This window comes from Micromonospora sp. WMMA2032 (genome assembly GCF_002688545.1).
Taxonomy (GTDB): domain Bacteria; phylum Actinomycetota; class Actinomycetes; order Mycobacteriales; family Micromonosporaceae; genus Micromonospora; species Micromonospora sediminicola.
The window spans coordinates 4,979,877-5,006,553 of the sequence record NZ_CP024052.1 but is presented as its reverse complement, the minus strand read 5'-3'; the positions used below and the strand labels follow the sequence as shown (position 1 = coordinate 5,006,553).

Here is a 26,677-nt window from a genome sequence, read left to right as displayed (position 1 = left end):
CCCGTTACCAGACGAAGGCGAGGACTTCCCCGCCAACGCTCCGCTTGCGGGCCTGCCGGTCGGTGAGCAGCCCCTGGGACGTCGAAATGATCGCCACGCCCAGCCCGCCGAGCACCCGCGGGAGCCCGTCCGACTTGGCGTACACCCGGAGACCGGGCTTGGACACGCGCTTGATGCCGGCCAGGCTCCGCTCGCGGTTCTGGCCGTACTTCAGCTCGACGACCAGTCGCTTGCCGACGGCGCCCTCCTCGGGCTCCTCGACCGACCAGGTGGCGATGTAACCCTCGGCCTTGAGGACCTCGGCGATGTTCGCCTTGATCTTCGAGTAGGGCATCGTCACCCGGTCGTGGTACGCCTGGTTGGCGTTACGCAGACGCGTGAGCATGTCTGCGATCGGGTCGGTCATCGTCATGAAAACTCGTCAACCTTTCTCGCCGGGGTTCCCCGGGCCAGGCCCGGGGCCTACGGCGAAGAGACAGTTCAGCTGACGCGCCGGAGCGCGCCGGGCTATTACCAGGAAGCCTTGGACACGCCGGGCAGCTCACCGCGGTGGGCCATCTCCCGGATGCACACCCGGCAGAGACCGAACTTGCGGTAGACCGCCTTCGGACGCCCGCACCGCTGGCAGCGGGTGTACGCGCGAACCGAGAACTTCGGCTTCGCGGCCGCCTTGAGGATCAGCGCCTTCTTGGCCATCTCAGTTCTCCTTGAACGGGAAGCCCAGGAGCTTGAGCAGCGCCCGGCCCTCGTCGTCGGTCGTGGCGGTCGTGACCACCGTGATGTCCATGCCCCGCTGGCGATCGATCTTGTCCTGGTCGATCTCGTGGAACACCGACTGCTCGGTCAGACCGAACGTGTAGTTGCCGTGCCCGTCGAGCTTGCGCCCGTCCAGACCGCGGAAGTCACGGATACGCGGCAGCGCGATCGACAGCAGCCGGTCCAGGAACTCCCACATCCGGTCGCCGCGGAGGGTGACCTTCGCGCCGATCGGCATGCCCTCGCGGAGCTTGAACTGCGCGATGGACTTGGTCGCCCGCCGGACCAGCGGCTTCTGACCGGTGATCGTGGCGAGGTCGCGGACCGCGCCGTCGATCAGCTTGGCGTCCCGAGCGGCCTCGCCGACACCCATGTTGACGACGATCTTGACCAGGCCGGGCACCTGCATGGGGTTGCCGTAGGCGTACTGCTCCTGCAGCTTCGCCACGACCTCGTTGCGGTACCGCTCCTTGAGGCGCGGCAGGGTCTTGGTTTCGGTAGCCGTGGTCATCACAGGTCCTTACCGGTGCTACGCGCGATGCGGACCTTCTGGCCGTTGTCGTCGATCCGGTAGCCGATGCGGGTCGGCTTGCCGTCGGAGTCCAGGACCATCACGTTCGAGACGTGGATCGGGGCCTCCTGGGTGACGATGCCACCGGTCTTGGCGCCACGCTGGGTGGTGCTGATGCGGGTGTGCTTCTTGACCCGGTTCACGCCCTCGACCAGGACCTTGTCCTGCCGCGGGTAGGCCGCGATGACCTTGCCCTTGGCACCCTTGTCCTTGCCGGCGATGACGACGACCGTGTCGCCCTTCTTGACCTTCACGGTCACAACACCTCCGGCGCGAGAGAGATGATCTTCATGAACCGCTTGTCCCGCAGCTCCCGGCCCACCGGGCCGAAGATGCGGGTACCGCGCGGGTCCCCACCGTCCTTGATGATGACGGCGGCGTTCTCGTCGAAGCGGATGTACGACCCGTCCGGCCGCCGCTTCTCCTTGGCGGTCCGAACGACGACGGCCTTGACGACGTCGCCCTTCTTCACACCGGCACCGGGGATCGCGTCCTTGACCGTGGCCACGATGACGTCGCCGATGCTCGCGTAGCGCCGACCGGAGCCACCGAGAACCCGGATGCACAGGATCTCCCGGGCACCCGTGTTGTCGGCGACGCGCAGTCGCGACTCCTGCTGAATCACGTCTATCTCCTATGTCTGCCGGTTCTCCGGCCGCCGGGGGCGGCCGGAGCCTGGCGGAACCTGCGCCCGACCGATACCGGCCGAGCTCGAGCCTTCGCTACTTGGCCTTCTCGAGGATCTCCACGAGCCGCCACCGCTTGGTGGCGGAGAGCGGCCGGGTCTCCATGATCAGGACCCGGTCGCCGATGCCGGCCGAGTTCTGCTCGTCGTGCACCTTCAGCTTGCTCGTACGGCGCATGATCTTGCCGTACAGCGCGTGCTTGACCCGGTCCTCGACCTCGACCACGACGGTCTTGTCCATCTTGTCGCTGACCACGAGGCCCTCGCGGACCTTGCGGCGGGACCGCGCGGCGGCGGTGGTGGTGTTCTCACTCATGATGCAGTCACCTCAGTCGGCGCGGCCGAGAGACCCAGCTCACGCTCACGCATGATCGTGTAGATCCGGGCGATCTCCCGACGGATGACCTGCAGCCGCCGGTTGTTGTCCAGCTGCCCGGTTGCGGCCTGCACGCGGAGGTTGAACAGCTCCGCCTTGGCCTCGCGCAGCTTCGTGACCAGCTCCTCCTCGGAGAGCTCACGCAGCTCGGAAGGCTTGACGCCCGCTGCCATCAGGATTCACCCACTTCGCGCGTAACAATGCGGCACTTCATCGGGAGCTTGTGGATCGCGCGACGCATCGCCTCTCGCGCGATCTGCTCGTTGGGGAAGGACATCTCGAAGAGGACCCGCCCCGGCTTGACGTTGGCGACCCACCACTCGGGCGAACCCTTACCGGAACCCATCCGGGTCTCGGCCGGCTTCTTGGTGAGGGCCTGGTCCGGGAAGATCGTGATCCAGACCTTGCCGCCACGCTTGATGTGACGGGTCATCGCGATACGCGCCGACTCGATCTGACGGTTGGTCACGTACGCCGGCTCGAGAGCCTGGATCCCGAACTCGCCGAACACCACCCGGTTACCGCCCTTGGACGCGCCGTGGCGGTCCGGGTGGTGCGGCTTGCGGAAGCCCTTCGGGGGCTTGCGCGGCATCAGCATCTGTCAGCCCTCCTGCTGCTGTTCTGCCGGCTGGTTCGGAGCCGAGGCGGCTGCGGCGACAGCGCTGCTGTCGACCGGCTCACCGGCCGGCGTCTCCGCCTGCTGCGCGATGGTGGTCGCGGCAGCGCGGCCGGCCTCGGTGCCACCGGCGGTCGTACCCGACGAGCCCGACCGACCACGGCGCGGCCGGTCCGGCCGGTCGCCACGGTCACGGCGCGGGCCGCGCGACGGGGCGGCCTCGGCCGGGGCCTCGCGGCCCGGCACGGCGTCGCCCTTGTAGATCCAGACCTTCACGCCGATCCGGCCGAAGGTGGTACGGGCCTCGAAGAAGCCGTACTCGATGTTGGCCCGCAGCGTGTGCAGCGGGACCCGGCCCTCGCGGTAGAACTCGGTCCGGCTCATCTCGGCGCCGCCGAGACGACCCGAGACCTGCACCCGGATGCCCTTGCAGACCGGGTTCTTCATCGCGGACTGCATCGCCTTGCGCATGGCCCGACGGAAGCTGACCCGGCTGGACAGCTGCTCGGCGACGCCCTGGGCGACCAGCTGCGCGTCCGACTCGGGGCTCTTCACCTCGATGATGTTCAGCTGGACCTGCTTGCCGGTGAGCTTCTCCAGCTCGCCGCGGATCCGGTCGGCCTCCGCACCCTTACGGCCGATGACGATGCCCGGCCGGGCGGTGTGGATGTCGACGCGGACCCGGTCCCGGGTGCGCTCGATGTCGACCTTGGAGATCCCGGCACGCTCGAGGCCCTTGGACATCATCCGGCGGATCTTGACGTCCTCGCCGATGTAGTCCTTGTAGAGCTTGTCCGCGAACCAGCGGGACTTCCAGTCGGTCGAGATGCCGAGCCGGAACCCGGTGGGGTGAACCTTCTGACCCATTACTCGGCACCCTCCGTCGTGCTCTGCTGCGCCGGCTCGGCCTGCTTGGCCGGAGCGGCCTTCTTGGCCGACTTCTTCGGCGCGGCCGCAGCCACGGCCTCGACCGCCACGGTGATGTGGCAGGTCCGCTTGCGGATCCGGTAGGCCCGGCCCTGCGCCCGCGGCCGGAACCGCTTCATCGTCGGGCCCTCGTCGACGAACGCCTCGCTGACGAGCAGCGCATCGGGGTCCAGCCGCTCGTTGTTCTCCGCGTTGGCGATCGCGCTAGCGAGCACCTTGTACACCTGCTCGCTCGCCGCCTGCGGCGCGAACTGCAGCACCGTGAGCGCCTCCTTCGCGGGCAGGCCGCGGACGAGGTTGACCACCCGGCGCGCCTTCATCGGCGAGATGCGCACGTGCCGCGCAACCGCCCGCGCGCCCGGAAGCACCGGAGCGTCGCCCTTTCCTGGCATCGCTGTAACCCCTTGTTCCTCTATCCGTATGCCCGCGGCGTCAGCGCCGGCGGCTCTTCCGGTCGTCCTTCTCGTGACCCTTGAACGTGCGGGTCAGCGCGAACTCGCCGAGCTTGTGCCCGACCATGGCCTCGGTCACGAAGACCGGGACGTGCTTGCGTCCGTCGTGCACGGCGATCGTGTGACCCAGCATCTCCGGGATGATCGTCGAGCGTCGCGACCAGGTCTTGATGACGTTCTTCGAGCCCTTGTCGTTCTGCGTCTCCACCTTCTTGAGCAGGTGGTCGTCGACGAACGGGCCCTTCTTCAGGCTGCGAGGCATGTCTTATCTCCCTCAGCCGCGCTTACGCGTGGCGTAGCGGCGGCGGACGATCAGCCGGTCGCTCGGCTGGCCCTTACGACGGGTGCGGCCCTCGGGCTTACCCTGCGGGTTGACCGGGTGGCGACCACCGGAGGTCTTACCCTCACCACCACCGTGCGGGTGGTCGACGGGGTTCATCGCGACACCACGGACGGTCGGGCGCTTGCCCTTCCACCGCATGCGGCCGGCCTTGCCCCAGTTGATGTTCGACTGGTCGGCGTTGCCGATCTCGCCGATGCTGGCGCGGCAGCGCACGTCCACCCGCCGGATCTCGCCGGACGGCATACGCAGGGTCGCGTACGCGCCCTCACGGCCGAGCAGCTGGATGCCGACGCCGGCCGAGCGGGCCAGCTTGGCGCCGCCGCCCGGACGCAGCTCCACGTTGTGGATGGTGGTACCGACCGGGATGTTGCGCAGCGGCAGGTTGTTGCCCGGCTTGATGTCGGCGCCCGGGCCCGACTCCACGGCGTCGCCCTGCTTCAGGTCCTTCGGCGCGAGGATGTAGCGCTTCTCGCCGTCGGCGTAGTGCAGCAGCGCGATGCGCGCGGTGCGGTTCGGGTCGTACTCGATGTGGGCGACCTTCGCCGGCACGCCGTCCTTGTCGACCCGCTTGAAGTCGATCAGACGGTACTGGCGCTTGTGGCCGCCACCGTGGTGCCGCGTGGTGATCCGGCCGTGGGCGTTGCGTCCGCCCTTCTTCGGCAGCGGAGCCAGCAGCGACTTCTCGGGCGTCGACCGGGTGATCTCGGCGAAGTCGGCAACGCTCGAGCCACGCCGGCCCGGCGTCGTCGGCTTGTACTTACGGATAGCCATTGTCTACACCCCTCAGCTGACCGGGCCGCCGAAGGCCTCGATACGGTCTCCGTCAGCCAGCTTCACGATCGCCCGCTTGGTGGACTTGCGCTGACCGAAGCCGGTCTTGGTGCGCTTGCGCTTGCCCTCACGGTTGAGCGTGTTGACCGTCAGGACGCGGACGTTGAAGATCTGCTGGATAGCGATCTTGATCTCGGTCTTGTTGGCGTCCGGGTGCACCAGGAAGGTGTACCAGTTGCGGTTCAGCTCGCTGTAGCTCTTCTCCGAGACGACCGGAGCGACGATGATGTCGCGCGGATCGGCGATCGTGCTCACTTGCCACCCTCCTCGGTGGTCTCGGCGGACTCGGCCGCGGGGCCGACCTCCGTCGGCAGACCCAGGAACTCGTCCAGGGCCTCCTTGGTGAAGACCACGTCGTCGGCCACCAGCACGTCGTACGTGTTGAGCTGGCCGGCCTCGATCAGGTGCACCCGGCTGTCCCGCGCGTTGCGCAGGTTCCGCAGCGACACCCAGTTCAGCTCGTCGGTGCTGCTCAGCACGACCAGGACCCGACGGGCCGTGGTCAGCTTCGCCAGCGTGGTCAGAGCCGCCTTGGTCGACGGCTTCTCGCCCGAGACGAACGCCTCGACGACGTGCACCTGGCCGGCGCGGGCCCGGTCCGAGAGGGCGCCACGCAGAGCGGCGGCCTTCATCTTCTTCGGGGTGCGCTGGCTGTAGTCGCGCGGCACCGGGCCGTGGACCACGCCACCGCCGGCGAACTGCGGCGCGCGGGTCGAACCCTGGCGGGCACGACCGGTGCCCTTCTGCTTGTACGGCTTCTTGCCTCCACCGGAGACCTCGCCGCGGGTCTTGGTCTTGTGCGTGCCCTGCCGGGCCGCCGCGAGCTGAGCCACCACGACCTGGTGCATCAGCGCGATGTTCGCCTGCGCGTCGAAGATGTCGGCCGGCAGCTCGACGGAGCCGCTCTTGCCGCCTTCGACGTTGAGGACGTCAACGGTGGTCACTTGGCCGCACCGCCCTTCTTCACCTTCGCCTTGGCCGCGGTACGGACCAGGACGAGCGCGCCCTTGGGGCCGGGAATGGCGCCACGGACGAGCAGGAGGTTGTTCTCGGTGTCGACCGCCTGGACGGTCAGGTTCTGGACGGTGTAGCGCACGCCACCCATCCGGCCCGCCATCCGGGTGCCCTTGAAGACGCGACCCGGGGTGGCGCAGGCGCCGATCGAGCCGGGCGAGCGGTGCTTGCGCTCGACACCGTGGCTCGCGCGCAGGCCGTGGAAGCCGTGCCGCTTCATCGGGCCGGCGTAGCCCTTGCCCTTGGTCTTGCCGGTCACGTCGATCACGACGCCGGCCGGGAACTCCTCGACCGTGACCTCCTGGCCGGCGGAGTAGTCCGCGGCGTCCGAGGTGCGCAGCTCGACGATGTGCCGGCGCGGCGCGACGTCCGCCTTGGCGTAGTGCCCGGCGACCGGCTTCTTGACCTTGCGCGGGTCGATGGCCCCGTACGCCAGCTGGACCGCGGAGTAACCGTCCTTGTCGGCGCTACGAACCTGGCTCACGACGCACGGGCCGGCCTGCACCACGGTCACGGGGACAACCTTGTTGTTGTCCCAGACCTGGGTCATGCCGAGCTTGGCGCCCAGGATCCCCTTGACTTGCCTGTCCATTTGATCGATCCCTACAGCTTGATCTCGATGTCGACGCCAGCCGGCAGGTCGAGGCGCATGAGCGAGTCGACCGTCTTCGGGGTCGGGTCGATGATGTCGATCAGACGCTTGTGCGTGCGCATCTCGAAGTGCTCGCGCGAGTCCTTGTACTTGTGCGGCGAGCGGATGACGCAGAAACGGTTGATCTCCGTGGGCAGCGGCACCGGGCCAGCGACCTGCGCCCCGGTACGCGTCACCGTCTCGACGATCTTCCGAGCCGAGGAGTCGACGACCTCGTGGTCATAGGCCTTGAGCCGGATGCGGATCTTCTGTCCCGCCATGGTGGCTTCTGTTCCTTCTCTCGATGCCGCTGTGTTGCGGGCGCCTGTACCGGCTGGCACAGGCCCACTTCCGCCGACCCCCGCGGTCGGGCGTGTCGCGCCCGTGGGCCAGGCTCCGCCCCGGGACTCCGGAGCGATTCTCTGACCACGCGGTGGGTCGTGGCGCCGATCGCGGGGACCGCGACCTGAACGCCGCGCGAGGGTGGTTGACCGCCGATGGCGGTCAACCACCCAACGCGAGACAGTCTGACTCCCGGAGGTCCAGCCTCAACCGGACGCGGGCGACCGACCGTCGTTACGCAACCTGACTAGTATGCCGCACGACCGGCGGCGACGCTAATCGGGGTTACCCAGCTCACTTGACGATCTTGGTGACGCGACCCGCGCCGACCGTACGACCACCCTCGCGAATCGCGAACTTCAGGTTCTCCTCCATGGCGATGGGCTGGATCAGCTTCACCGACATCGAGGTGTTGTCGCCCGGCATGACCATCTCGGTGCCCTCGGGCAGCGTGACGACGCCGGTGACGTCCGTGGTCCGGAAGTAGAACTGCGGGCGGTAGTTCTGGAAGAACGGGGTGTGGCGGCCACCCTCCTCCTTGGAGAGGATGTAGACCGTCGCCTCGAACTCCGTGTGCGGGGTCGTGGTGCCCGGCTTGATGACGACCATGCCGCGCTCGACGTCCTCGCGCTTGATGCCGCGCAGCAGCAGACCGACGTTCTCACCCGCGCGGGCCTCGTCGAGCAGCTTGCGGAACATCTCGATGCCGGTGCAGGTGGTCTTCATCGACTTCTCGCGGATGCCGACGATCTCCACCTCCTCGTTCGGCTTGAGGATGCCGCGCTCGGCGCGACCGGTCACCACGGTGCCACGGCCGGTGATCGTGAAGACGTCCTCGATGGGCATGAGGAACGGCTTCTCGGTCTCGCGCTCCGGCTGCGGGATCGCGGTGTCCACGGCGTTCATCAGGTCCATGAGCTTCCCGGTCCACTCCGGGTCGCCCTCCAGGGCCTTCAGCGCCGAGACCCGGACGACCGGCAGGTCGTCACCCGGGTACTCCTGCGAGGAGAGCAGCTCGCGGACCTCGAGCTCGACGAGCTCCAGGAGCTCCTCGTCGTCGACCATGTCGCTCTTGTTGAGCGCCACGACGATGTACGGCACGCCGACCTGACGGGCCAGCAGCACGTGCTCGCGGGTCTGCGGCATCGGGCCGTCGGTCGCCGCCACCACCAGGATCGCGCCGTCCATCTGCGCGGCACCGGTGATCATGTTCTTGATGTAGTCGGCGTGACCGGGGCAGTCGACGTGCGCGTAGTGACGCGCCTCGGTCTGGTACTCGACGTGCGCGATGGAGATCGTGATGCCGCGGGCCTTCTCCTCCGGCGCCTTGTCGATCTCGTCGAACGGCGTGTACGGGTTCAGGTCCGGGAACTGGTCGTGCAGGACCTTGGTGATGGCCGCCGTCAGCGTCGTCTTACCGTGGTCGATGTGACCAATGGTGCCGATGTTGACGTGCGGCTTAGTCCGCTCGAACTTCGCCTTCGCCACTGGTGTCCTCCTGTGGACTTTCTTGGTTCGTTCGCCCCGGTGCGCCGGTCGGCGCTTAGGACTCTGTCGACAGCCTTTCCGGCCTGACGGCCGGAGAGCCTTGGTGGGTTCTGCGGCGATGAAGCCTACAGGCCCGGAATCACACAACCCGACCGAGGTGGTCGCGGGCGGGAGAACCCTCCCGCGACCAGCCCCGGATCACCGGGTCAGCTCGGAGTGAGCGTCACTCACCCGTCGCCTTGGCGATGATCTCCTTCGCCACGCTCTGCGGAACCTCGGCGTAGGAGTCGAACTGCATGCTGTAGCTAGCCCGGCCCTGGGTCTTCGACCGCAGGTCGCCGACGTAGCCGAACATCTCCGACAGCGGGACCAGGGCCCGGACGACGCGAGCGCCGCTGCGCTCCTCCATCGCCTGGATGATCCCGCGCCGGGAGTTGAGGTCGCCGATGACGTCACCCATGTTCTCCTCAGGAGTGGTGACCTCAACAGCCATCATCGGCTCGAGCAGTGCGGGGTCGGCCTTGCGGGCCGCCTCCTTCATCACCATCGAACCGGCGATCTTGAACGCCATCTCGGACGAGTCGACCTCGTGGTACTGCCCGTCCAGCAGCGTCAGCTTGACACCCACCAGCGGGAAGCCGGCGAGAATGCCGTACTGCATGGCGTCCTGGGCGCCGGCGTCCACCGAGGGGATGAACTCCCGGGGGATGCGGCCACCGGTGACGGCGTTCGCGAACTCGTAGGTCGGCGAGTCGTTGCCCATGGGCAGCGGCTCGAGACTCACGATCACGCGGGCGTACTGGCCGGAGCCACCGGTCTGCTTCTTGTGGGTGTACTCGGCCTTCTCCACCGTGCGGCGGATGGTCTCACGGTACGCCACCTGCGGCTTGCCGATGTTCGCCTCGACGTTGAACTCGCGGCGCATCCGGTCCACCAGGATGTCCAGGTGCAGCTCGCCCATGCCGGAGATGACCGTCTGACCGGTCTGGTCGTCCAGCTTGACGCGGAAGGTCGGGTCCTCCTCGGCCAGCCGCTGGATGGCGGTGCTGAGCTTCTCCTGGTCGGCCTTGGTCTTCGGCTCGATGGCCACCTCGATGACCGGCTCCGGGAAGGTCATCGACTCGAGGATGACCGGGTTCGCCGGGTCGCACAGGGTGTCACCGGTGGTGGTCTGCTTCAGACCCTGGACCGCGATGATGTCGCCGGCCTTGGCGGAGCCGCGCTCCTCACGCTTGTTGGCGTGCATCTGGTAGATCTTGCCGATGCGCTCCTTGCGGTCCTTGGTGGAGTTGACCACCTGGGACCCGGACTCGACCACGCCGGAGTAGACCCGGACGTAGGTGAGCTTGCCGAGGTGCTTGTCGGTCTGGATCTTGAAGGCCAGGCCGGAGAACGGCTCGGACGGCGACGGCTTCCGCTGCATCGGCGTCTCGCCGTCGGTGGCCGTGCCCTCGATCGCCGGGACGTCCAGCGGCGACGGCAGGTAGTCGATGACGGCGTCGAGCATGGGCTGCACGCCCTTGTTCTTGAACGCCGAGCCGCAGAGGACCGGGTTGGCCTTGCTGGCGATGGTGGCCCGACGGATGGCGGCCTTGATCTCCTCGACGGAGATCTCCTCGCCCTCCAGGTACTTCTCCATCACCGCGTCGTCGACGTCGGCCAGGGTCTCCATCAGCTTCTCGCGCCACTCCGCCGCGGAGTCGGCCAGCTCGGCCGGGATCTCCTCGATGGCGTAGTCCTCACCCTTCTGGGTCTCCCCGCGCCAGGTGAGGGCGCGCATGCCGACCAGGTCGACGACGCCGATGTGGTCGCCCTCGAGGCCGATCGGGATCTGGAGCACCAGCGGGGTGGCGTTCAGCCGGTCGATCATCATCTGCACGCAGCGGAAGAAGTCCGCGCCGGTGCGGTCCAGCTTGTTGACGAAGCACATCCGCGGGACGTGGTACTTGTCGGCCTGGCGCCAGACGTTCTCGGTCTGCGGCTCCACACCGGCCACGCCGTCGTACACCGCGACCGCACCGTCCAGAACACGCAGCGACCGCTCCACCTCGACCGTGAAGTCGACGTGGCCGGGCGTGTCGATGATCTGGATCGTGTGGCCCTTCCACTCGCACTTGGTGGCGGCGGAAGTGATGGTGATACCGCGCTCCTGCTCCTGCTCCATCCAGTCCATGACGGCGGCGCCCTCGTGGACCTCACCGATCTTGTACGTGATGCCGGTGTAGAACAGGATTCGCTCGGTGGTAGTGGTCTTACCGGCATCGATGTGCGCCATGATGCCGATGTTGCGTACGTTGGCGAGCGCGTCTGCGGCGGCCACTTCAATCCCTACTTATCGTCGTCTCGACACAACTGGTGGTGGTTCCGGCGCCCGGGGGCGCCGGAACCTCAGGTGTTACCAGCGGTAGTGCGCGAAGGCCTTGTTCGACTCGGCCATCTTGTGCGTGTCCTCGCGCCGCTTGACGGCGGCACCGAGGCCGTTGCTCGCGTCCAGCAGCTCGTTCATCAGCCGCTCGACCATGGTCTTCTCGCGCCGGGCCCGGGAGTAGGTCACCAGCCAGCGCAGACCGAGGGTGGTCGCGCGGGCCGGCCGGACCTCGACCGGAACCTGGTAGGTGGCGCCACCGACACGACGGCTGCGCACCTCGAGGGTCGGCTTCACGTTGTCCATCGCGCGCTTGAGCGTGACGACGGGGTCGGTGCCGGACTTCTCGCGGCAGCCCTCCAGGGCGGCGTACACGATGCGCTCGGCGAGCTGACGCTTGCCGCGCAGCAGGATCTTGTTCACCAGCTGGGTGACCAGCGGCGAGTTGTACACCGGGTCAGCGACCAGCGGCTTCCGCGGAGCGGGTCCCTTACGCGGCATGTCAGCTCTTCTCCTTCTTCGCGCCGTAACGGCTGCGAGCCTGCTTGCGGTTGCGGACACCCTGGGTGTCCAGCGAGCCGCGAACGATCTTGTACCGCACGCCGGGGAGGTCCTTCACACGGCCGCCACGCACGAGCACGATCGAGTGCTCCTGCAGGTTGTGGCCGACGCCCGGGATGTAGGCGGTCACCTCGATCTGGCTGCTGAGCTTGACACGAGCGACCTTGCGCAGCGCCGAGTTCGGCTTCTTCGGGGTGGTGGTGTACACGCGGGTGCACACGCCGCGCCGCTGGGGAGACCCCTTGAGCGCAGGGGTCTTGGTCTTGGTCGTCTTGGCCTGACGGCCCTTTCGGACCAGCTGCTGAATGGTGGGCACCGGGTTTCTCCGCTCCCTTCGGCCGCTGCGAGGCGACCGCGCCGTCTGCTCTAGCCGGCCTGATGGACGGCTCTCCTACATTCCAACCAGGGCCGCCTGGCGGAGGCCCCAGCACCCGCGGTCGGGCGTGTCGCCCGAGTCACGGTCCGGTGCGTTCGCTCGCGCGGCGTACCGGATCTTTGGGTCTGTGGTGGTGCGACAGTGGATGACCGGCTGACCGGTTCCCGCGCACGCACGCATTGCCCGGGCGAGCCCGGGCACAAGGGGAAAGAGTACCTACCACAAGCGCGCCGGTCAAAACGGATCGGTCCGGAGAAGCTGCTTCACAGCCCCGCCGGTCGACGCCCGGATCGTCGGTGCGCCCCTGATGGGCACCTACGATGACAAGTGTACCGGCTCGTCCGTCGTGCGACCCGTCGCCCCCGGCAGCGCCCGCCTCCCGAACACCGGGACAAACCGGTCGGCGCTGGTCATCAGCCCCGGACGACGCGCCGACGGCGTCACGTGATCTGCACCACCAGGGCCAGCGCCAGCCCGACCACGCTCAGCAGCAGGCCCGCGGCGCCGCAGCTGAGCCCGGCGACCGCCAGTCCCCCACCGGTGAACCGGACCGCCGGCGGCGGGGCCGGACGGCGGATCTGCCGCCGCGCCAGCAGCCAGGCCACGATCGCGCCGACCCCCGCCAGCCCGCCGAGCAGGGTGAACGCCCCGGCCGCCCACGCGCCGCCGTAGTCCGGCCCCGCGACGCCGAAGCAGAAGACCAGCAGCGACACCAGGATCGAGCCGACGCCGGTGACCAGCGAGCCGATGGCCAGCCCGGAGGTGACCGGCGGCACGTCCAGGTGGACCACCCCGAACGGGGTGCCCGGGACCGGCTCCACCCGCTTCGGTGGCCGGGGCGCCTCACTCGGGGGCGGCGGCAGCGCCGGCCCGGCCGGGCCCCAGCCGCCGCCGGGCGCGCTCCCCGGCGCCGGCCACCCGCCGCCGTGCCCGGGCCCACTCCCCGGGTACGCCCCGGGGCCACCGAAGCCCGGCCCACTTCCGGGATACGCCCCGAATCCCTGGCCCGGTCCACTCCCGGGGTGCGGGCCGGTGAGGTGGCCCGGCTGCCCCGGGTGGTGCCCGGTCCCGGGCGCCGGGGCGGGGAATCCGTGCCCGGGTTGGTGCCCCGGAGCCGGACCGGCGGGCGGGTACGGGCCGGCCGGCGGCCAGGGGGCGGGCGTCCCGGAATGCGGTGCGCCGGGCGGGGCCGAGGACGGACCGGACGGCGCTCCCGTGAACGGCTCGGACGGGCCCGCGGACGACGGGCTCGGCGGCGTCGGGGCGTACCCGGGCGGGGTCGCCCCGGACGACGGGCCGGGAGCGCCGGCGGAGCCCTCCCGATGCGCGGTCGGCGGCGCCCACGGGCTCACCGGCTCGGGGGCCGGCGGGGCGGCGGGATCCGGCCCGGCACCGGGGCGGTTCGGGTCGCCTCCCGGCGGCGCAGCCGGTTCCGTCACGGGGTCCTCCTGTCCACATGGCTCACCCGCCACGCGGCGGACACCGGCCAGGCTACCGTCGCCGGTCACCACCGGGTGGGCGGGCGCGGTGCCGCTCCCCCGCCGGGTCAGTCGAAGTTCGGCGCGTAGTCGTGCCCGAACGAGGCGTCGGCATGCCGGACCAGCCCGATCACCACCGCGGCCACCACCGCGACGGCGGTCAGCACCAGACCGACCCGGGCCAACCGCTCGCCGCGGCGCAGCCAGTCGGCGCCGGTCAGGTAACCCCCCGACGCGTACGCCTCCCGGCGGGCCTGGCGGGCCAGGGTGAGCGCGAGCGTCGCGGGCACCACCCCGCCGACGAAGAAGCCGGTCAGCGCCCCGATCAGACCGAGGGCGAAGACGGCGCGGGCCTTGGTGGAGCGGACCGGCTCAGGATCGTGCGGATGGCGCTGCGCCTGCGGCACGACGGGCACCTGCCCGGGCACGGTCGTCATGCCCTCCATCATGCCCCGAGACGCGACGAGACCCCCGGCGGATGCCGGGGGCCTCGTCGTTCGTGCGGATTAGCGGTACGACCCGAAGTCGAAGTCGTCCAGCGGCACGGCCTGGCCGCTGGCCGGCCCGAAGCCGTAGTCGGTCTCGGGGTAGCCGGTCATCGAGTAGACCTTGGCCTTCGCCTCCTCGGTCGGCTCGACCCGGACGTTGCGGTACTTGCTGATGCCCGTACCGGCCGGGATGAGCTTACCGATGATCACGTTCTCCTTGAGGCCGATCAGCGAGTCGCTGCGGGCGTGGATCGCCGCGTCCGTCAGCACCCGGGTGGTCTCCTGGAAGGAGGCCGCCGACAGCCAGGAATCCGTGGCCAGCGAGGCCTTGGTGATACCCATCAGCACCGGGCGACCGGCGGCGGGCTCGCCGCCCTCGCCGACGAGCCGGCGGTTCTCCGACTCGAACAGCGCCCGGTCGACCAGCACACCCGGCAGGAACTCGGTCGAGCCGGAGTCGATGACCGTCACCCGCTTGAGCATCTGGCGGATGATGATCTCGATGTGCTTGTCGTGGATGAGCACACCCTGCGAGCGGTAGACCTCCTGGACCTCCTGGGTCAGGTGGACCTGGACCGCGCGCGGGCCGAGGATGCGCAGCAGCTCGTGCGGGTCGATGGTGCCCTCGGTGAGCTTCTCGCCGACCTCGACGTGGTCGCCGTCGTGCGCCCGGAGCCGGACCCGCTTCGAGATCTTGTCGTAGACGATCTCGTCGCTGCCGTCGTCCGGGATGACCACGATCTTGCGGGACCGCTCGCCGTCCTCGATCCGGATGCGACCCGGGGTGTCGGCGATGGGCGCCTTGCCCTTCGGCACCCGGGCCTCGAAGATCTCCTGGACACGGGGCAGACCCTGGGTGATGTCCTCACCCGCGACACCACCGGTGTGGAAGGTACGCATCGTCAGCTGCGTACCCGGCTCACCGATCGACTGGGCGGCGATGATGCCGACCGCCTCGCCGACGTCCACGGTCTTGCCGGTCGGCAGCGAGCGGCCGTAGCACGCACCGCAGACGCCCAGCTTCGACTCGCAGGTGAGCACGCTGCGCACCCGCACCGTCTCGGTCCCGGCGGCGACGATCGCGTCGACGCCGATGGAGTTGATGTCCTGGCCCCGGTGGGCCACCACGGTGCCGTCCGGCCCCTTGATGTCGTCGGCCAGCGTCCGGGCGTGCACGCTGGTCTCGGCGTGCTCGTGCACGACCAGCTTGCCGTCGATCCGCTCACCGATCTGCATCGGGATGGCCCGGTCGGTGCCGCAGTCCTCCTCGCGGATGATGACGTCCTGCGAGACGTCCACCAGACGCCGGGTCAGGTAACCCGAGTCGGCGGTACGCAGGGCGGTGTCCGCGAGACCCTTGCGGGCGCCGTGCGTGGAGATGAAGTACTCCAGCACGGACAGACCCTCCCGGTACGAGGCCTTGATCGGCCGCGGGATGATCTCGCCCTTCGGGTTGGCCACCAGACCACGGATCGCCGCGATCTGCCGGAGCTGGAGCAGGTTACCGCGGGCACCCGAGTTGATCATCTTCCACAGCGGGTTCTCCTGCGGCAGCGCGGTGTCCATCTCCTTGGCGACCTCGTTGGTCGCCTTGGTCCAGATCTCGATGAGCTCGCCGCGACGCTCCTCGGCGGTCATCAGACCACGCTGGTACTGCTTGTCGATCCGGTCGGCTTCCTTCTCGTACCGCTCCAGGATCTCCCGCTTGCGCGGCGGAGCGATGACGTCCTCCATGCCGATGGTGACGCCGGACCAGGTGGCCCAGTGGAAACCGGCCTCCTTGAGCCCGTCCAGGGTGGCCGCCAGGGCCACCTTCGGGAAGCGCTCGGCGAGGTCGTTGACGATCGCGGAGAGCTGGCCCTTGCGGATCTCGTAGTTCACGAAGCGGTAGCCCGGGGGCAGCGTCTCGTTGAACAGGACCCGGCCCAGGGTGGTCTCCACCGTCACCGGCTCGCCCTCGGTCCAGCCCTCGGGGGCGGTCCAGGGCTCGGCGCCGGCGCCGTTGTCGACACCGACCACGTCGTGCAGCCGGATCTTCACCGGGGTCTGCAGGTGCAGCTCGCCGTTGTCGTACGCCATCCGCGCCTCGGCGTCCGAGCTGAACGCCCGGCCCTCGCCCTTGCCCCCCGGAGTGAGGTGGGTGAGGTGGTAGAGGCCGATGACCATGTCCTGGGTGGGCATGGTGACCGGCTTGCCGTCGGCCGGCTTGAGGATGTTGTTCGACGACAGCATCAGGATCCGCGCCTCGGCCTGGGCCTCGGCGGACAGCGGCACGTGGACCGCCATCTGGTCACCGTCGAAGTCGGCGTTGAACGCGGTGCAGACCAGCGGGTGGATCTGGATGGCCTTGCCCTCGACCAGCTGCGGCTCGAAGGCCTGGATGCCCAGGCGGTGCAGGGTCGGCGCGCGGTTCAGCAGCACCGGGTGCTCGCCGATGACCTCTTCCAGCACGTCCCACACGACCGGCCGCTGCCGCTCGACCATCCGCTTCGCGGACTTGATGTTCTGCGCGTGGTTGAGGTCCACCAGCCGCTTCATCACGAACGGCTTGAACAGCTCCAGCGCCATCTGCTTGGGCAGACCGCACTGGTGCAGCTTGAGCTTCGGGCCGACCACGATGACCGAACGGCCGGAGTAGTCGACGCGCTTGCCCAGCAGGTTCTGGCGGAACCGGCCCTGCTTGCCCTTGAGCATGTCGGAGAGCGACTTCAGCGGCCGGTTGCCCGGGCCGGTGACCGGACGACCGCGACGACCGTTGTCGAACAGCGCGTCGACGGCCTCCTGGAGCATCCGCTTCTCGTTGTTGACGATGATCTCGGGCGCGCCGAGGTCGATCAGCCGCTTGAGGCGGTTGTTCCGGTTGATCACACGCCGGTACAGGTCGTTCAGGTCGGAGGTCGCGAAGCGGCCACCGTCGAGCTGCACCATCGGGCGCAGGTCCGGCGGGATGACCGGGACGCAGTCCAGCACCATGCCGAGCGGCGAGTTCCGGGTGTTCTGGAACGCCGCGACGACCTTCAGCCGCTTGAGCGCGCGGATCTTCCGCTGACCCTTGCCGGAGCGGATGGTCTCGCGGAGGTTCTCCGCCTCGGCCTCCAGGTCCATGTTCTGGACCAGGGCCTTGATGGCCTCGGCGCCCATGCTGCCGGTGAAGTACTCACCGAAGCGGTCGCGCAGCTCGCGGTAGAGCAGCTCGTCGGTGACCAGCTGCTTCGGCTCCAGCTTGCGGAAGGTGTCGAGGACCTCGTCGAGGCGGTCGATCTCGCGCTGGGCCCGGTCGCGGATCTGGCGCATCTCGCGCTCTCCGCCCTCCTTGACCTTGCGCCGGACGTCCGCCTTCGCGCCCTCGGCCTCCAGCTCGGCCAGGTCGGCCTCGAGCTTGGCGGCCCGCTTCTCGATCTCCGAGTCGCGGCTGTTCTCGGACTGCCGCTTCTCGGCCAGGATCTCGTTCTCGATGGTCGAGAGGTCGCGGTGACGCGCTTCGGCGTCCACGCTCGTCACGACGTACGAGGCGAAGTAGATGATCTTTTCGAGGTCCTTCGGGGCGAGGTCCAGCAGGTAGCCCAGCCGGCTCGGCACGCCCTTGAAGTACCAGATGTGGGTCACCGGAGCGGCCAGCTCGATGTGACCCATCCGCTCCCGGCGAACCTTGGAGCGGGTCACCTCGACGCCGCAGCGCTCGCAGATGATGCCCTTGAAGCGGACCCGCTTGTACTTACCGCAGTAGCACTCCCAGTCCCGCTGCGGACCGAAGATCTTCTCGCAGAAGAGCCCGTCCTTCTCCGGCTTGAGGGTGCGGTAGTTGATGGTCTCGGGCTTCTTGACCTCGCCGTGGGACCACTGACGGATGTCGTCGGCGGTGGCGAGACCGATGCGCAGCTCGTCGAAGAAGTTGACGTCGAGCACTGTGTCCCCTATGTCGTCGTCTGTACTGCTAGCTAACGGGCGGGATCGGGGGCCGGCGAGCCGGCCCCCGAATCACCGCCTCAGACCTCTTCGACCGAGCTCGGCTCGCGCCGGGACAGGTCGATGCCCAGCTCCTCCGCGGCGCGGAACACCTCGTCGTCGGTCTCGCGCATCTCCAGGGCCACACCGTCGCTGGAGAGCACCTCGACGTTGAGGCACAGCGACTGCAGCTCCTTGAGCAGCACCTTGAACGACTCCGGGATGCCCGGCTCGGGGATGTTCTCGCCCTTGACGATCGCCTCGTAGACCTTGACCCGGCCGAGGACGTCGTCGGACTTGATGGTCAGCAGCTCCTGCAGGGCGTAGGCGGCGCCGTACGCCTGCATGGCCCAGCACTCCATCTCACCGAAGCGCTGGCCACCGAACTGCGCCTTACCACCCAGCGGCTGCTGCGTGATCATCGAGTACGGGCCGGTCGAGCGGGCGTGGATCTTGTCGTCGACCAGGTGGTTGAGCTTCAGGATGTAGACGTAGCCGACCGCGATCGGGTCGGGCAGCGGCTCACCGGAGCGACCGTCGAACAGCTGCGCCTTGCCGGTGCGCCCGATCAGCTGGTTGCCGTCCCGGTTGGGCAGGGTCGACGCCAGCAGGCCGGAGATCTCCTCCTCGCGGGCACCGTCGAAGACCGGGGTGGCCACGTTGGTGTCCGGCTCGGACTCGTGCGCGTTGATCGACCTGAGCTGGCGCTTCCACTCCTCGTCGTCACCGTCGACGCTCCAGCCGGTCTTGGCCACCCACCCGAGGTGGGTCTCCAGGACCTGGCCGATGTTCATCCGGGACGGCACACCGAGCGGGTTCAGCACGATGTCGACCGGGGTGCCGTCCTCCAGGAACGGCATGTCCTCGACCGGCAGGATCTTGGAGATGACGCCCTTGTTGCCGTGGCGGCCCGCGAGCTTGTCACCGTCCTGGATCTTGCGCTTCTGGGCCACGTAGACCCGCACCAGCTCGTTCACGCCCGGGGGCAGCTCGTCGCCGTCCTCGCGGGAGAAGGTACGCACACCGATGACCGTGCCGGTCTCGCCGTGCGGCACCTTCAGCGAGGTGTCACGGACCTCGCGCGCCTTCTCACCGAAGATCGCGCGGAGCAGCCGCTCCTCGGGGGTCAGCTCGGTCTCGCCCTTCGGCGTGACCTTGCCGACCAGGATGTCGCCGGGGACGACCTCGGCGCCGATCCGGATGATGCCGCGCTCGTCGAGGTCGGCGAGCATCTCCTCGCTGACGTTCGGGATGTCGCGGGTGATCTCCTCCGGGCCGAGCTTGGTGTCCCGGGCGTCGACCTCGTGCTCCTCGATGTGGATCGAGGTGAGCACGTCCTGCTGCACGAGGCGCTGCGACAGGATGATCGCGTCCTCGTAGTTGTGACCCTCCCAGCACATGAACGCCACCAGCAGGTTGCGTCCGAGCGCCATCTCGCCCTCGTCGGTGCACGGACCGTCGGCGATGACCTGGCCGGCCTCGACGCGGTCGCCCTCGAAGACGACCGGCTTCTGGTTGACGCAGGAGCCGGCGTTGGAGCGGCGGAACTTGTGCAGCAGGTACGTCCGGCGGTGGCCGTCGTCCTGGTGGACCGTGATGTAGTCCGCGCACAGGTCCTCGACCACACCGCCGACCTCGGCGACGACCACGTCGCCGGCGTCCACGGCCGCGCGGTACTCCATGCCCGTGCCGACCAGCGGGGCCTCGGCCTTGACCAGCGGCACCGCCTGACGCTGCATGTTCGCGCCCATGAGCGCGCGGTTGGCGTCGTCGTGCTCGAGGAACGGGATCATCGCGGTGGCGACCGAGGTCATCTGCCGCGGCGACACGTCCATGTAGTCCACGGCGCCGGGCGCGACGTCCTCGGTCTCGCCGCCCTTACGGCGGACCAGGACCCGGTCCTCGGCGAACGTGCCGTCGGCCCGCAGCGGGGCGTTGGCCTGCGCCTTGACGAACCGGTCCTCCTCGTCCGCGGTCAGGTAGTCGATCTGGTCGGTGACCCGACCGTCGATGACCTTCCGGTACGGCGTCTCGATGAAGCCGAACGGGTTGACCCGGGCGAAGGTGGAGAGCGCGCCGATCAGGCCGATGTTCGGGCCTTCCGGCGTCTCGATCGGGCACATCCGGCCGTAGTGGGACGGGTGCACGTCGCGGACCTCGAAGCCGGCCCGCTCACGGGACAGACCACCCGGGCCGAGCGCGCTCAGCCGGCGCCGGTGGGTCAGACCCGCCAGCGGGTTGGTCTGGTCCATGAACTGGGACAGCTGCGATGTGCCGAAGAACTCCTTGATCGCCGCCACCACCGGGCGGATGTTGATCAGGGTCTGCGGCGTGATCGCCTCGACGTCCTGGGTGGTCATCCGCTCGCGGACGACCCGCTCCATCCGGGAGAGACCCACCCGGACCTGGTTCTGGATCAGCTCGCCCACGGTACGCAGGCGACGGTTGCCGAAGTGGTCGATGTCGTCGGCCTCGTAGCCCTCCTCACCGGCGTGCAGCCGGCAGAGGTATTCCACGGTGGCGACGATGTCGTCCTCGGTGAGCGTGCCGGTGGTGATCGGCACGTCCAGCTCGAGCTTCTTGTTGAACTTGTAGCGCCCGACCTTGGCGACGTCGTACCGCTTCGGGTTGAAGAAGAGGTTGTCGAGCAGGGTCTGGGCGTTCTCACGGGTCGGCGGCTCGCCAGGGCGGAGCTTCCGGTAGATGTCGAGCAGGGCCTCGTCCTGCCCGGCGATGTGGTCCTTCTCGAGCGTGGTCATCATCAGCTCGGACCAGCCGAACTTCTCGCGGATGCGCTCCGCGGACCACCCGATGGCCTTGAGCAGGACGGTGACGGCCTGCCGACGCTTGCGGTCGATGCGGACGCCGACCGTGTCGCGCTTGTCGATGTCGAACTCCAGCCAGGCACCCCGACTCGGGATGACCTTGACGCTGGAGAGGTCGCGGTCGGAGGTCTTGTCCGGCTGCTTGTCGAAGTAGACGCCCGGCGAGCGGACGAGCTGGCTGACCACGACGCGCTCGGTGCCGTTGATGATGAAGGTGCCCTTCGGCGTCATCATCGGGAAGTCACCCATGAACACCGTCTGGCTCTTGATCTCGCCAGTGGTGTTGTTGGTGAACTCCGCGGTCACGAACAGTGGCGCGCAGTAGGTCAGGTCCTTCTCCTTGCACTCCTCGATCGAGGCCTTGACCTCGTCGAAGCGCGGAGCCGAGAAGGAGAGCGACATGGTGCCGGAGAAGTCCTCAATGGGACTGATCTCGTCGAGGATCTCCGCGAGACCCGAGCGTGCGTGCGGGTCGTCCGCCGACCGGCCCTGCCAAGCCTCGTTGCCGACGAGCCAGTCGAAGGACTCGTTCTGGATGGCGAGGAGGTTGGGGACCTCGAGGTGTTCGGTGATCCGACCGAAAGAAACTCGGCGGGGCGCGAATGCGCTCGACGTACGACTGGTCTTCGCAGGGCGGGAAGCTGCCAAGATGCGTCCTTCCGAGGACCGGTGCTGCAGAACGGCTGGTACGCGTGCACTCCAATGACCCCACCAGAAATATCCGCAAACGGACATTTCCGAGCAGGGGTCAAGTCGGAAGGCAGCGCAAACTAGCAGTGTAGCCGAGAGGCTAACCGCTGTCCAGCCCACCCCGCAGGTCGTCGCGGAACAAGCCCTGGGACCTCGAAAAACCGGGTCCACCGGGCCGCTCGGAACGCGACGCTCCTGCCGGTCCGCTCGGGTGCCGCGGCGGTGGTGCTGCCGTTGCCTTACCCGAGAGGCGGCCGTTGCAAGCGCGGAAGGTCTTGCTGATGTCAGCGTGCCTGCCGGGCCCGTGCCGCGTCAAGGGCCGGTTACCGCTCGGGGTGTCTTTCCCACCGACGGGCTACCGGCGGGCGTCGCTGGGAGGCCGGTGCGAGGAACCTGTACGCCCTGCTCACGCCACCGCCGTCGGGCACCACCAACACGGCGGGCGGTGATCCGTTCCCGGATCACCGCCCGCCGCGACGCGGTGTGCCCCGGCTCACGTGAGCCGGACGCGCGTCAGGTCAACGCAAGGTCACTTGAGGGTGACCTTGGCGCCCTCGCCCTCGAGCTTGGCCTTGGCCTTCTCGGCGGTCTCCTTGTTGGCCTTCTCCAGGACGGCCTTCGGAGCGGCCTCGACCAGGTCCTTGGCCTCCTTGAGGCCCAGGCCGGTCAGCTCGCGCACGACCTTGATGACCTGGATCTTCTTGCCACCGTCGGCGTCGAGGATGACGTCGAACTCGTCCTTCTCCGGCTCGGCCTCGGCGGCGGCACCGCCGGCGGCCGGGCCCGCCATCATCATCGCGGCCGGGGCGGCGGCGGTGACCTCGAAGGTCTCCTCGAACTGCTTCACGAACTCGGAGAGCTCGATCAGCGTCATCTCCTTGAACGCGTCGAGCAGCTCGTCGGTGCTGAGCTTCGCCATGTCTGGCGTCCTTTCTACAAGTGAAAACTAAGAACGTGGGTGCGCCGCGGGGCCTCAGGCCGCCTCGGCGCCCTCTTCCTTCTCGCGCTTGTCCTGCAGGGCGGCCGCCAGACGCGCGGTCTTGGCGAGCGGAGCCTGGAACAGGGCCGCGGCCTTGCTCAGGTTGCCCTTCATGGCGCCGGCCAGCTTGGCCAGCAGCACCTCGCGGGACTCCAGGTCGGCGAGCTTCGTGACCTCGGCCGCGGAAATGGCCTTGCCCTCGAAGACACCGCCCTTGATGACGAGCTTCGGGTTGGCCTTCGCGAAGTCGCGAAGGCCCTTCGCCGCCTCGACGACGTCGCCCGAAACGAAAGTCAGCGCGGTAGGACCGGTGAACAGCTCATCGAGGCCGGAGATGCCCGCATCGGCCGCGGCACGCTTGGCCAGCGTGTTCTTCGCGACCGTGTAGCTGGTCTCCTTGCCGAGCGAGCGTCGCAGCTGGGTGAGCTGCGAAACCGTGAGCCCGCGGTACTCGGTGAGCACGGTGGCTCCCGCGGCGCGGAAGCTCTCGGTCAGCTCGGCGACGGCCGTGGCCTTGTCGGCCCGGATCGGCTTGTCCGCCATGTCCCTCCTCTCTCGTTGCTCGGAGCTGGTACGCCGGCGACGAGGAACTCGCGACGGCGGCGGAGACACCACGACAACGAGAAAAGCCCCGGCGCAGGGCGCACGGGGCGAGGGCCGGCGGCACAGGCACAGTCGGCGGACCGTGCGTGACACCGAGTTTCGCTTGCCGCCCTGCGCGGGTCGCCCGTCGTCGCGGGACCTTCGACCGTGCCAGGGCACGGTGACCAGCGGTCTTTGGGTGGAACTACCGCACCAGGTTACGCGACGCCTCGCGCAGCGCCAAATCGCCCCGTGTGCTCCCGGTCACCCCGCCCCGGGTCAGGCCCGGGTGCGACGACCCCAGGAGTAGCCGGCCAGCGCCACCACCGCCCAGAGCGCCGCCCACCCGGTGAGGAGCAGGCCGGCGTCGGGCGAGACCGGGCCGGTCACCGCCCGCGCGGTGGCCATCACCGGCGGGACCAGCCACGGCGCCACCGAGTCGGAGAGGCCGAACACCACCACCCCGACCGCGCCCACCGCCAGCACCGCCACCCCGTAGCCCGCGCTGCGGGTGATCGCCCGGCTGGCCAGGGCGCCGAGCGCCACCGCGGCCGGCAGGGCGAGCAGGTGCGCCCAGAGCCCGAGGACCACCCCGACGAGGACGGACCGCTCCCCCGGCCCGGCGGCCGGCGTCACCCCGCCGAGCGGCCACGGCACCGCCAGCGCGACCACCACCACGGCGAGCCCGGCCAGGAACGCCGCGAGCAGGCCGGCGAGCCGCTCCCGGACCGGCCCGACCACCACCCGGGCCAGCCGGCGCTGCACGTCGGGCTCGACGTCCAGCAGGATCTTGGTCTGCCAGGCCAGCACCGGGAACAGCACCACCGCGGACACCCCGTAGGCCTCCGCCGGCCGGGCCCGACCGCCGCCGTGCAGGATCCCCAGCACGAGTAGGCCGGCCAGCACCGGCGCCAACGCCCGCCCGGTCCGCACGAAGCCGGCCAGCCGCAGCCGGACCAGGGCGATCACCGGCCCACCTCCGAGGCCACGCCGGAACGGTCGGAGTCGGCGACCGGCACCTCCGGGTCGTCGTCGGAGCCGGCGACCGGCCCCCTCGGATCCGCGTCGGAGCCGGCGACCGGAACTTCCGGCTCGGCACCGGAACCGGCGACCGGCCCCCTCGGATCGGCGTCGGAGCCGGCGACCGGCACCTCCGGGTCGGCACCGGAACTGGCGACCGGCGGATCGGTGGGGCCCGGCTCGGGGGCGAACGCCCGCTCCCCGGAGCCGTCGGCCTCCGCGGCCCGCTCCGGTGACCCGACGGCCGGCGGGGCCGCGTGGTCGCGTATCCGCAGGACCTGGTGGCCGTCGGCGCGCAGCCGGGCGACGGCGGCGGCCAGCCCCGCGACCGGCACCGCCAGCTCGACCACCGCGACGACCGGGCCACCGGACGGCACGGCCTCCGTCAGCGTGCCGGCGGTGACCGACCACTGCCGCGCGCCCGGCAGGCGGACCGTCTCCCCGCGGTGGTCGCTGACCAGCACCGCGCCGCCGTCGGCCAGCACCTCGCCGATCATCTCCGGGACCAGCTCGCGGGCCGCCGCGTCCAGCCCCTCCCAGGGCTCGTCGAGCACCAGCAGGCCGGGCGGCCGCAGCAGCGCCTGCGCCAGGCCGACCTTCTGGGCGGTGCCCTTGGACAGCTGCGGCAGGCGCACGTCGTGGAATCGGCTCAGGCCCAGTCGCTCGACCCAGTGCCGCACCGCCCGGTCGGCGGCGGGACCCGGGAGGCCGGCGACGCGACCCATCGCGGACAGGTAGGCCCCGACGGTGAACGGCTGGTCGGCGGGGAACCGCTCCGGCACCCAGCCGACGGTCGGCGGCCGGTCGGCCACCCGGCCCCGGGTCGGCCGCAGCACCCCGGCGGCGAGTTGGAGCAGCGTGGACTTGCCCGCGCCGTTGCGGCCGAGCACGACCGCGACCTCACCCGGACCGATCGCCACGTCGACCTGCCGCAGCACCCACGGGCCGCGCCGGTGGTAGCGGAGCCAGACGTCTTCGAGCCGCATGCGCCGAGCGTGCCACAGCGGACAGACCGACGGGGCCCCGCCACGAGTGGTGGCGGGGCCCCGTCGGGCGGTACGCGTCGATCAGGCCTCGGAGGAGGCTTCCTGCAGGTTCTTCACGATCTTCGGGTCGACCGGGACGCCCGGGCCCATGGTGGTGGTGAGGGTGACCTTCTTGAGGAAGGTGCCCTTGGCGGCGGACGGCTTGGCGCGGAGCACCTCGTCGAGCACCGCAGCGTAGTTGTCCACCAGCTGGGCCTCCGAGAAGGAGGACTTGCCGATGATCAGGTGCAGGTTGGAGTGCTTGTCCACCCGGAAGGTGATCTTACCGCCCTTGATGTCCGCGACGGCCTTGGTGACGTCCATGGTCACGGTGCCCGTCTTCGGGTTCGGCATCAGGCCGCGCGGGCCCAGGATCCGCGCGATCCGGCCGATCTTGGCCATCTGGTCCGGCGTGGCGATCGCCGCGTCGAAGTCCAGCCAACCACCCTGGATGCGGGCGACCAGCTCGTCGGTGCCCACCTCGTCCGCACCCGCGGCGACGGCCTCCTCGGCCTTCGCGCCGGCGGCGAAGACGATCACGCGGGCGGTCTTGCCGGTGCCGTGCGGCAGGTTGACCGTGCCGCGGACCATCTGGTCCGCCTTGCGGGGGTCGACGCCGAGGCGCATCGCGACCTCGACCGTGGCGTCGAACTTGACGTTGGTGGTCTCCTTGGCCAGCTTGACGGCCTCGGCGGGGGTGTAGAGCTTCGACCGGTCGATGACCTCGGCGGCCTTGCGGTAGCTCTTGCTGCGCTGCATTTCTGGTGACTCCTGTGGTCTCTGGCGGGCGCGCGACGAATGCGGCCCTCCCACGAACAGAAAGATCGGGTGGAGCGGTGGAGCGAGATCAGTCGGCGACGGTCAGACCCATCGACCGGGCGGTGCCGGCGATGATCTTCTCGGCCTGGTCGATGTCGTTGGCGTTGAGGTCCGCCATCTTCTTCTCGGCGATCTCGCGCAGCTGGGCGCGGGTGACCGAGCCGACCTTCTCCTTGTGCGGGACGCCCGAGCCCTTCTGCACGCCGGCGGCCTTGATCAGCAGCCGGGCGGCGGGCGGGGTCTTCAGCACGAAGGTGAACGTGCGGTCCTCGTAGACGCTGATCTCGGCGGGGACGATGTCGCCCCGCTGGGACTCGGTCTGCGCGTTGTAGGACTTGCAGAACTCCATGATGTTCACGCCGTGCTGGCCGAGCGCGGGGCCGACCGGCGGCGCCGGGGTGGCCTGGCCCGCCGGCAGCTGAAGCGTGAACGTCTTGACGAGCTTCTTCTTCGGAGGCATGTCTCTTCCTGGGGCTTGGAACTGGGATTCTC

The 26,677-nt window shown here is 69.3% G+C and carries 30 protein-coding genes; all 30 read right to left on the bottom strand.

Annotated features, from left to right (window positions below):
• Positions 1-4: 4 nt before the first annotated feature.
• Entirely contained in the window at positions 5-412 is a 408-nt protein-coding gene (gene rpsH, locus CO540_RS23270; protein WP_013288624.1) for a 30S ribosomal protein S8, read from the bottom strand.
• Between the two features lie 98 nt (positions 413-510).
• Positions 511-696 (bottom strand): type Z 30S ribosomal protein S14, encoded by a 186-nt coding sequence (locus CO540_RS23265; protein ID WP_007073023.1) that lies wholly within the window; start codon positions 694-696, stop codon positions 511-513.
• Between the two features lies 1 nt (position 697).
• Positions 698-1,267 carry a 50S ribosomal protein L5 gene (gene rplE, locus CO540_RS23260; protein WP_091065804.1) on the bottom strand — a complete coding sequence of 190 codons (570 nt, stop codon included), beginning with the start codon at positions 1,265-1,267 and terminating at the stop codon, positions 698-700.
• Positions 1,267-1,587 carry a 50S ribosomal protein L24 gene (gene rplX, locus CO540_RS23255; protein ID WP_172836497.1) on the bottom strand — a complete coding sequence of 107 codons (321 nt, stop codon included), beginning with the start codon at positions 1,585-1,587 and terminating at the stop codon, positions 1,267-1,269. Before rplX ends, rplE begins: the two co-directional genes overlap by 1 nt.
• On the bottom strand, positions 1,584-1,952 hold the full coding sequence (rplN, locus tag CO540_RS23250; RefSeq protein ID WP_007073026.1) for a 50S ribosomal protein L14: 369 nt from the start codon (positions 1,950-1,952) through the stop codon (positions 1,584-1,586). Before rplN ends, rplX begins: the two co-directional genes overlap by 4 nt.
• Positions 1,953-2,049: 97 nt before the next feature.
• Positions 2,050-2,328 carry a 30S ribosomal protein S17 gene (rpsQ, locus tag CO540_RS23245; protein WP_098747837.1) on the bottom strand — a complete coding sequence of 93 codons (279 nt, stop codon included), beginning with the start codon at positions 2,326-2,328 and terminating at the stop codon, positions 2,050-2,052.
• On the bottom strand, positions 2,325-2,561 hold the full coding sequence (gene rpmC / locus CO540_RS23240) for a 50S ribosomal protein L29 (protein WP_013288628.1): 237 nt from the start codon (positions 2,559-2,561) through the stop codon (positions 2,325-2,327). The genes rpsQ and rpmC overlap by 4 nt, the downstream gene beginning before the upstream one ends.
• Positions 2,561-2,986, bottom strand: coding sequence for a 50S ribosomal protein L16 (rplP, locus tag CO540_RS23235; protein ID WP_073834927.1), 426 nt, complete (start codon positions 2,984-2,986; stop codon positions 2,561-2,563). Before rplP ends, rpmC begins: the two co-directional genes overlap by 1 nt.
• Positions 2,987-2,989: 3 nt before the next feature.
• A complete protein-coding gene (gene rpsC / locus CO540_RS23230; RefSeq protein ID WP_091570073.1) occupies positions 2,990-3,871 on the bottom strand; it encodes a 30S ribosomal protein S3 in 882 nt (293 codons plus the stop codon).
• Positions 3,871-4,323: a 50S ribosomal protein L22 gene (gene rplV, locus CO540_RS23225; protein WP_091570068.1), complete on the bottom strand. Its 453-nt coding sequence runs from the start codon at positions 4,321-4,323 to the stop codon at positions 3,871-3,873. The genes rpsC and rplV overlap by 1 nt, the downstream gene beginning before the upstream one ends.
• A gap of 40 nt (positions 4,324-4,363) precedes the next feature.
• Positions 4,364-4,645, bottom strand: a complete 282-nt coding sequence (rpsS, locus tag CO540_RS23220) for a 30S ribosomal protein S19 (protein ID WP_007073032.1) — start codon at positions 4,643-4,645, stop codon at positions 4,364-4,366.
• A 12-nt stretch (positions 4,646-4,657) separates the two neighbouring features.
• Positions 4,658-5,497, bottom strand: coding sequence for a 50S ribosomal protein L2 (gene rplB, locus CO540_RS23215; protein ID WP_091570064.1), 840 nt, complete (start codon positions 5,495-5,497; stop codon positions 4,658-4,660).
• 12 nt (positions 5,498-5,509) lie between these two features.
• A complete protein-coding gene (gene rplW, locus CO540_RS23210; RefSeq protein ID WP_091317975.1) occupies positions 5,510-5,812 on the bottom strand; it encodes a 50S ribosomal protein L23 in 303 nt (100 codons plus the stop codon).
• Positions 5,809-6,501 (bottom strand): 50S ribosomal protein L4, encoded by a 693-nt coding sequence (gene rplD, locus CO540_RS23205; RefSeq protein ID WP_099163633.1) that lies wholly within the window; start codon positions 6,499-6,501, stop codon positions 5,809-5,811. The genes rplW and rplD overlap by 4 nt, the downstream gene beginning before the upstream one ends.
• Positions 6,498-7,163 carry a 50S ribosomal protein L3 gene (rplC, locus tag CO540_RS23200; protein WP_091570055.1) on the bottom strand — a complete coding sequence of 222 codons (666 nt, stop codon included), beginning with the start codon at positions 7,161-7,163 and terminating at the stop codon, positions 6,498-6,500. Before rplC ends, rplD begins: the two co-directional genes overlap by 4 nt.
• 11 nt (positions 7,164-7,174) lie before the next feature.
• Positions 7,175-7,483 (bottom strand): 30S ribosomal protein S10, encoded by a 309-nt coding sequence (gene rpsJ / locus CO540_RS23195; RefSeq protein WP_007073037.1) that lies wholly within the window; start codon positions 7,481-7,483, stop codon positions 7,175-7,177.
• A gap of 355 nt (positions 7,484-7,838) precedes the next feature.
• A complete protein-coding gene (gene tuf / locus CO540_RS23190; RefSeq protein ID WP_091570050.1) occupies positions 7,839-9,032 on the bottom strand; it encodes an elongation factor Tu in 1,194 nt (397 codons plus the stop codon).
• A 223-nt stretch (positions 9,033-9,255) separates the two neighbouring features.
• A complete protein-coding gene (fusA, locus tag CO540_RS23185) occupies positions 9,256-11,352 on the bottom strand; it encodes an elongation factor G (protein ID WP_091570045.1) in 2,097 nt (698 codons plus the stop codon).
• Between the two features lie 75 nt (positions 11,353-11,427).
• Entirely contained in the window at positions 11,428-11,898 is a 471-nt protein-coding gene (rpsG, locus tag CO540_RS23180; protein ID WP_013735957.1) for a 30S ribosomal protein S7, read from the bottom strand.
• A 1-nt stretch (position 11,899) separates the two neighbouring features.
• The gene (rpsL, locus tag CO540_RS23175; RefSeq protein WP_007465318.1) at positions 11,900-12,274 is read right to left on the bottom strand and encodes a 30S ribosomal protein S12; all 375 of its coding nucleotides are present in this window, start codon (positions 12,272-12,274) and stop codon (positions 11,900-11,902) included.
• Between the two features lie 500 nt (positions 12,275-12,774).
• Complete coding sequence (locus CO540_RS23170) at positions 12,775-13,155, bottom strand: hypothetical protein (RefSeq protein WP_091576935.1); 381 nt, start codon at positions 13,153-13,155, stop codon at positions 12,775-12,777.
• A 725-nt stretch (positions 13,156-13,880) separates the two neighbouring features.
• Positions 13,881-14,249, bottom strand: a complete 369-nt coding sequence (locus CO540_RS23165; protein WP_172967916.1) for a hypothetical protein — start codon at positions 14,247-14,249, stop codon at positions 13,881-13,883.
• A 69-nt stretch (positions 14,250-14,318) separates the two neighbouring features.
• Positions 14,319-18,206, bottom strand: coding sequence for a DNA-directed RNA polymerase subunit beta' (locus tag CO540_RS23160; protein ID WP_099163632.1), 3,888 nt, complete (start codon positions 18,204-18,206; stop codon positions 14,319-14,321).
• Between the two features lie 80 nt (positions 18,207-18,286).
• The gene (locus tag CO540_RS23155) at positions 18,287-21,718 is read right to left on the bottom strand and encodes a DNA-directed RNA polymerase subunit beta (protein ID WP_099163631.1); all 3,432 of its coding nucleotides are present in this window, start codon (positions 21,716-21,718) and stop codon (positions 18,287-18,289) included.
• Positions 21,719-22,289: 571 nt separating this feature from the next.
• A complete protein-coding gene (rplL, locus tag CO540_RS23150) occupies positions 22,290-22,679 on the bottom strand; it encodes a 50S ribosomal protein L7/L12 (RefSeq protein WP_091570033.1) in 390 nt (129 codons plus the stop codon).
• Positions 22,680-22,733: 54 nt separating this feature from the next.
• The gene (gene rplJ, locus CO540_RS23145; protein WP_091570029.1) at positions 22,734-23,282 is read right to left on the bottom strand and encodes a 50S ribosomal protein L10; all 549 of its coding nucleotides are present in this window, start codon (positions 23,280-23,282) and stop codon (positions 22,734-22,736) included.
• A gap of 318 nt (positions 23,283-23,600) precedes the next feature.
• Complete coding sequence (locus tag CO540_RS23140; protein WP_099163630.1) at positions 23,601-24,290, bottom strand: hypothetical protein; 690 nt, start codon at positions 24,288-24,290, stop codon at positions 23,601-23,603.
• Positions 24,287-25,327 (bottom strand): ATP-binding cassette domain-containing protein, encoded by a 1,041-nt coding sequence (locus CO540_RS23135; RefSeq protein WP_253866154.1) that lies wholly within the window; start codon positions 25,325-25,327, stop codon positions 24,287-24,289. Before CO540_RS23135 ends, CO540_RS23140 begins: the two co-directional genes overlap by 4 nt.
• A gap of 81 nt (positions 25,328-25,408) precedes the next feature.
• The gene (rplA, locus tag CO540_RS23130) at positions 25,409-26,125 is read right to left on the bottom strand and encodes a 50S ribosomal protein L1 (RefSeq protein WP_091570020.1); all 717 of its coding nucleotides are present in this window, start codon (positions 26,123-26,125) and stop codon (positions 25,409-25,411) included.
• Positions 26,126-26,213: 88 nt separating this feature from the next.
• Complete coding sequence (gene rplK, locus CO540_RS23125) at positions 26,214-26,645, bottom strand: 50S ribosomal protein L11 (protein WP_013288647.1); 432 nt, start codon at positions 26,643-26,645, stop codon at positions 26,214-26,216.
• Positions 26,646-26,677 lie beyond the last annotated feature (32 nt).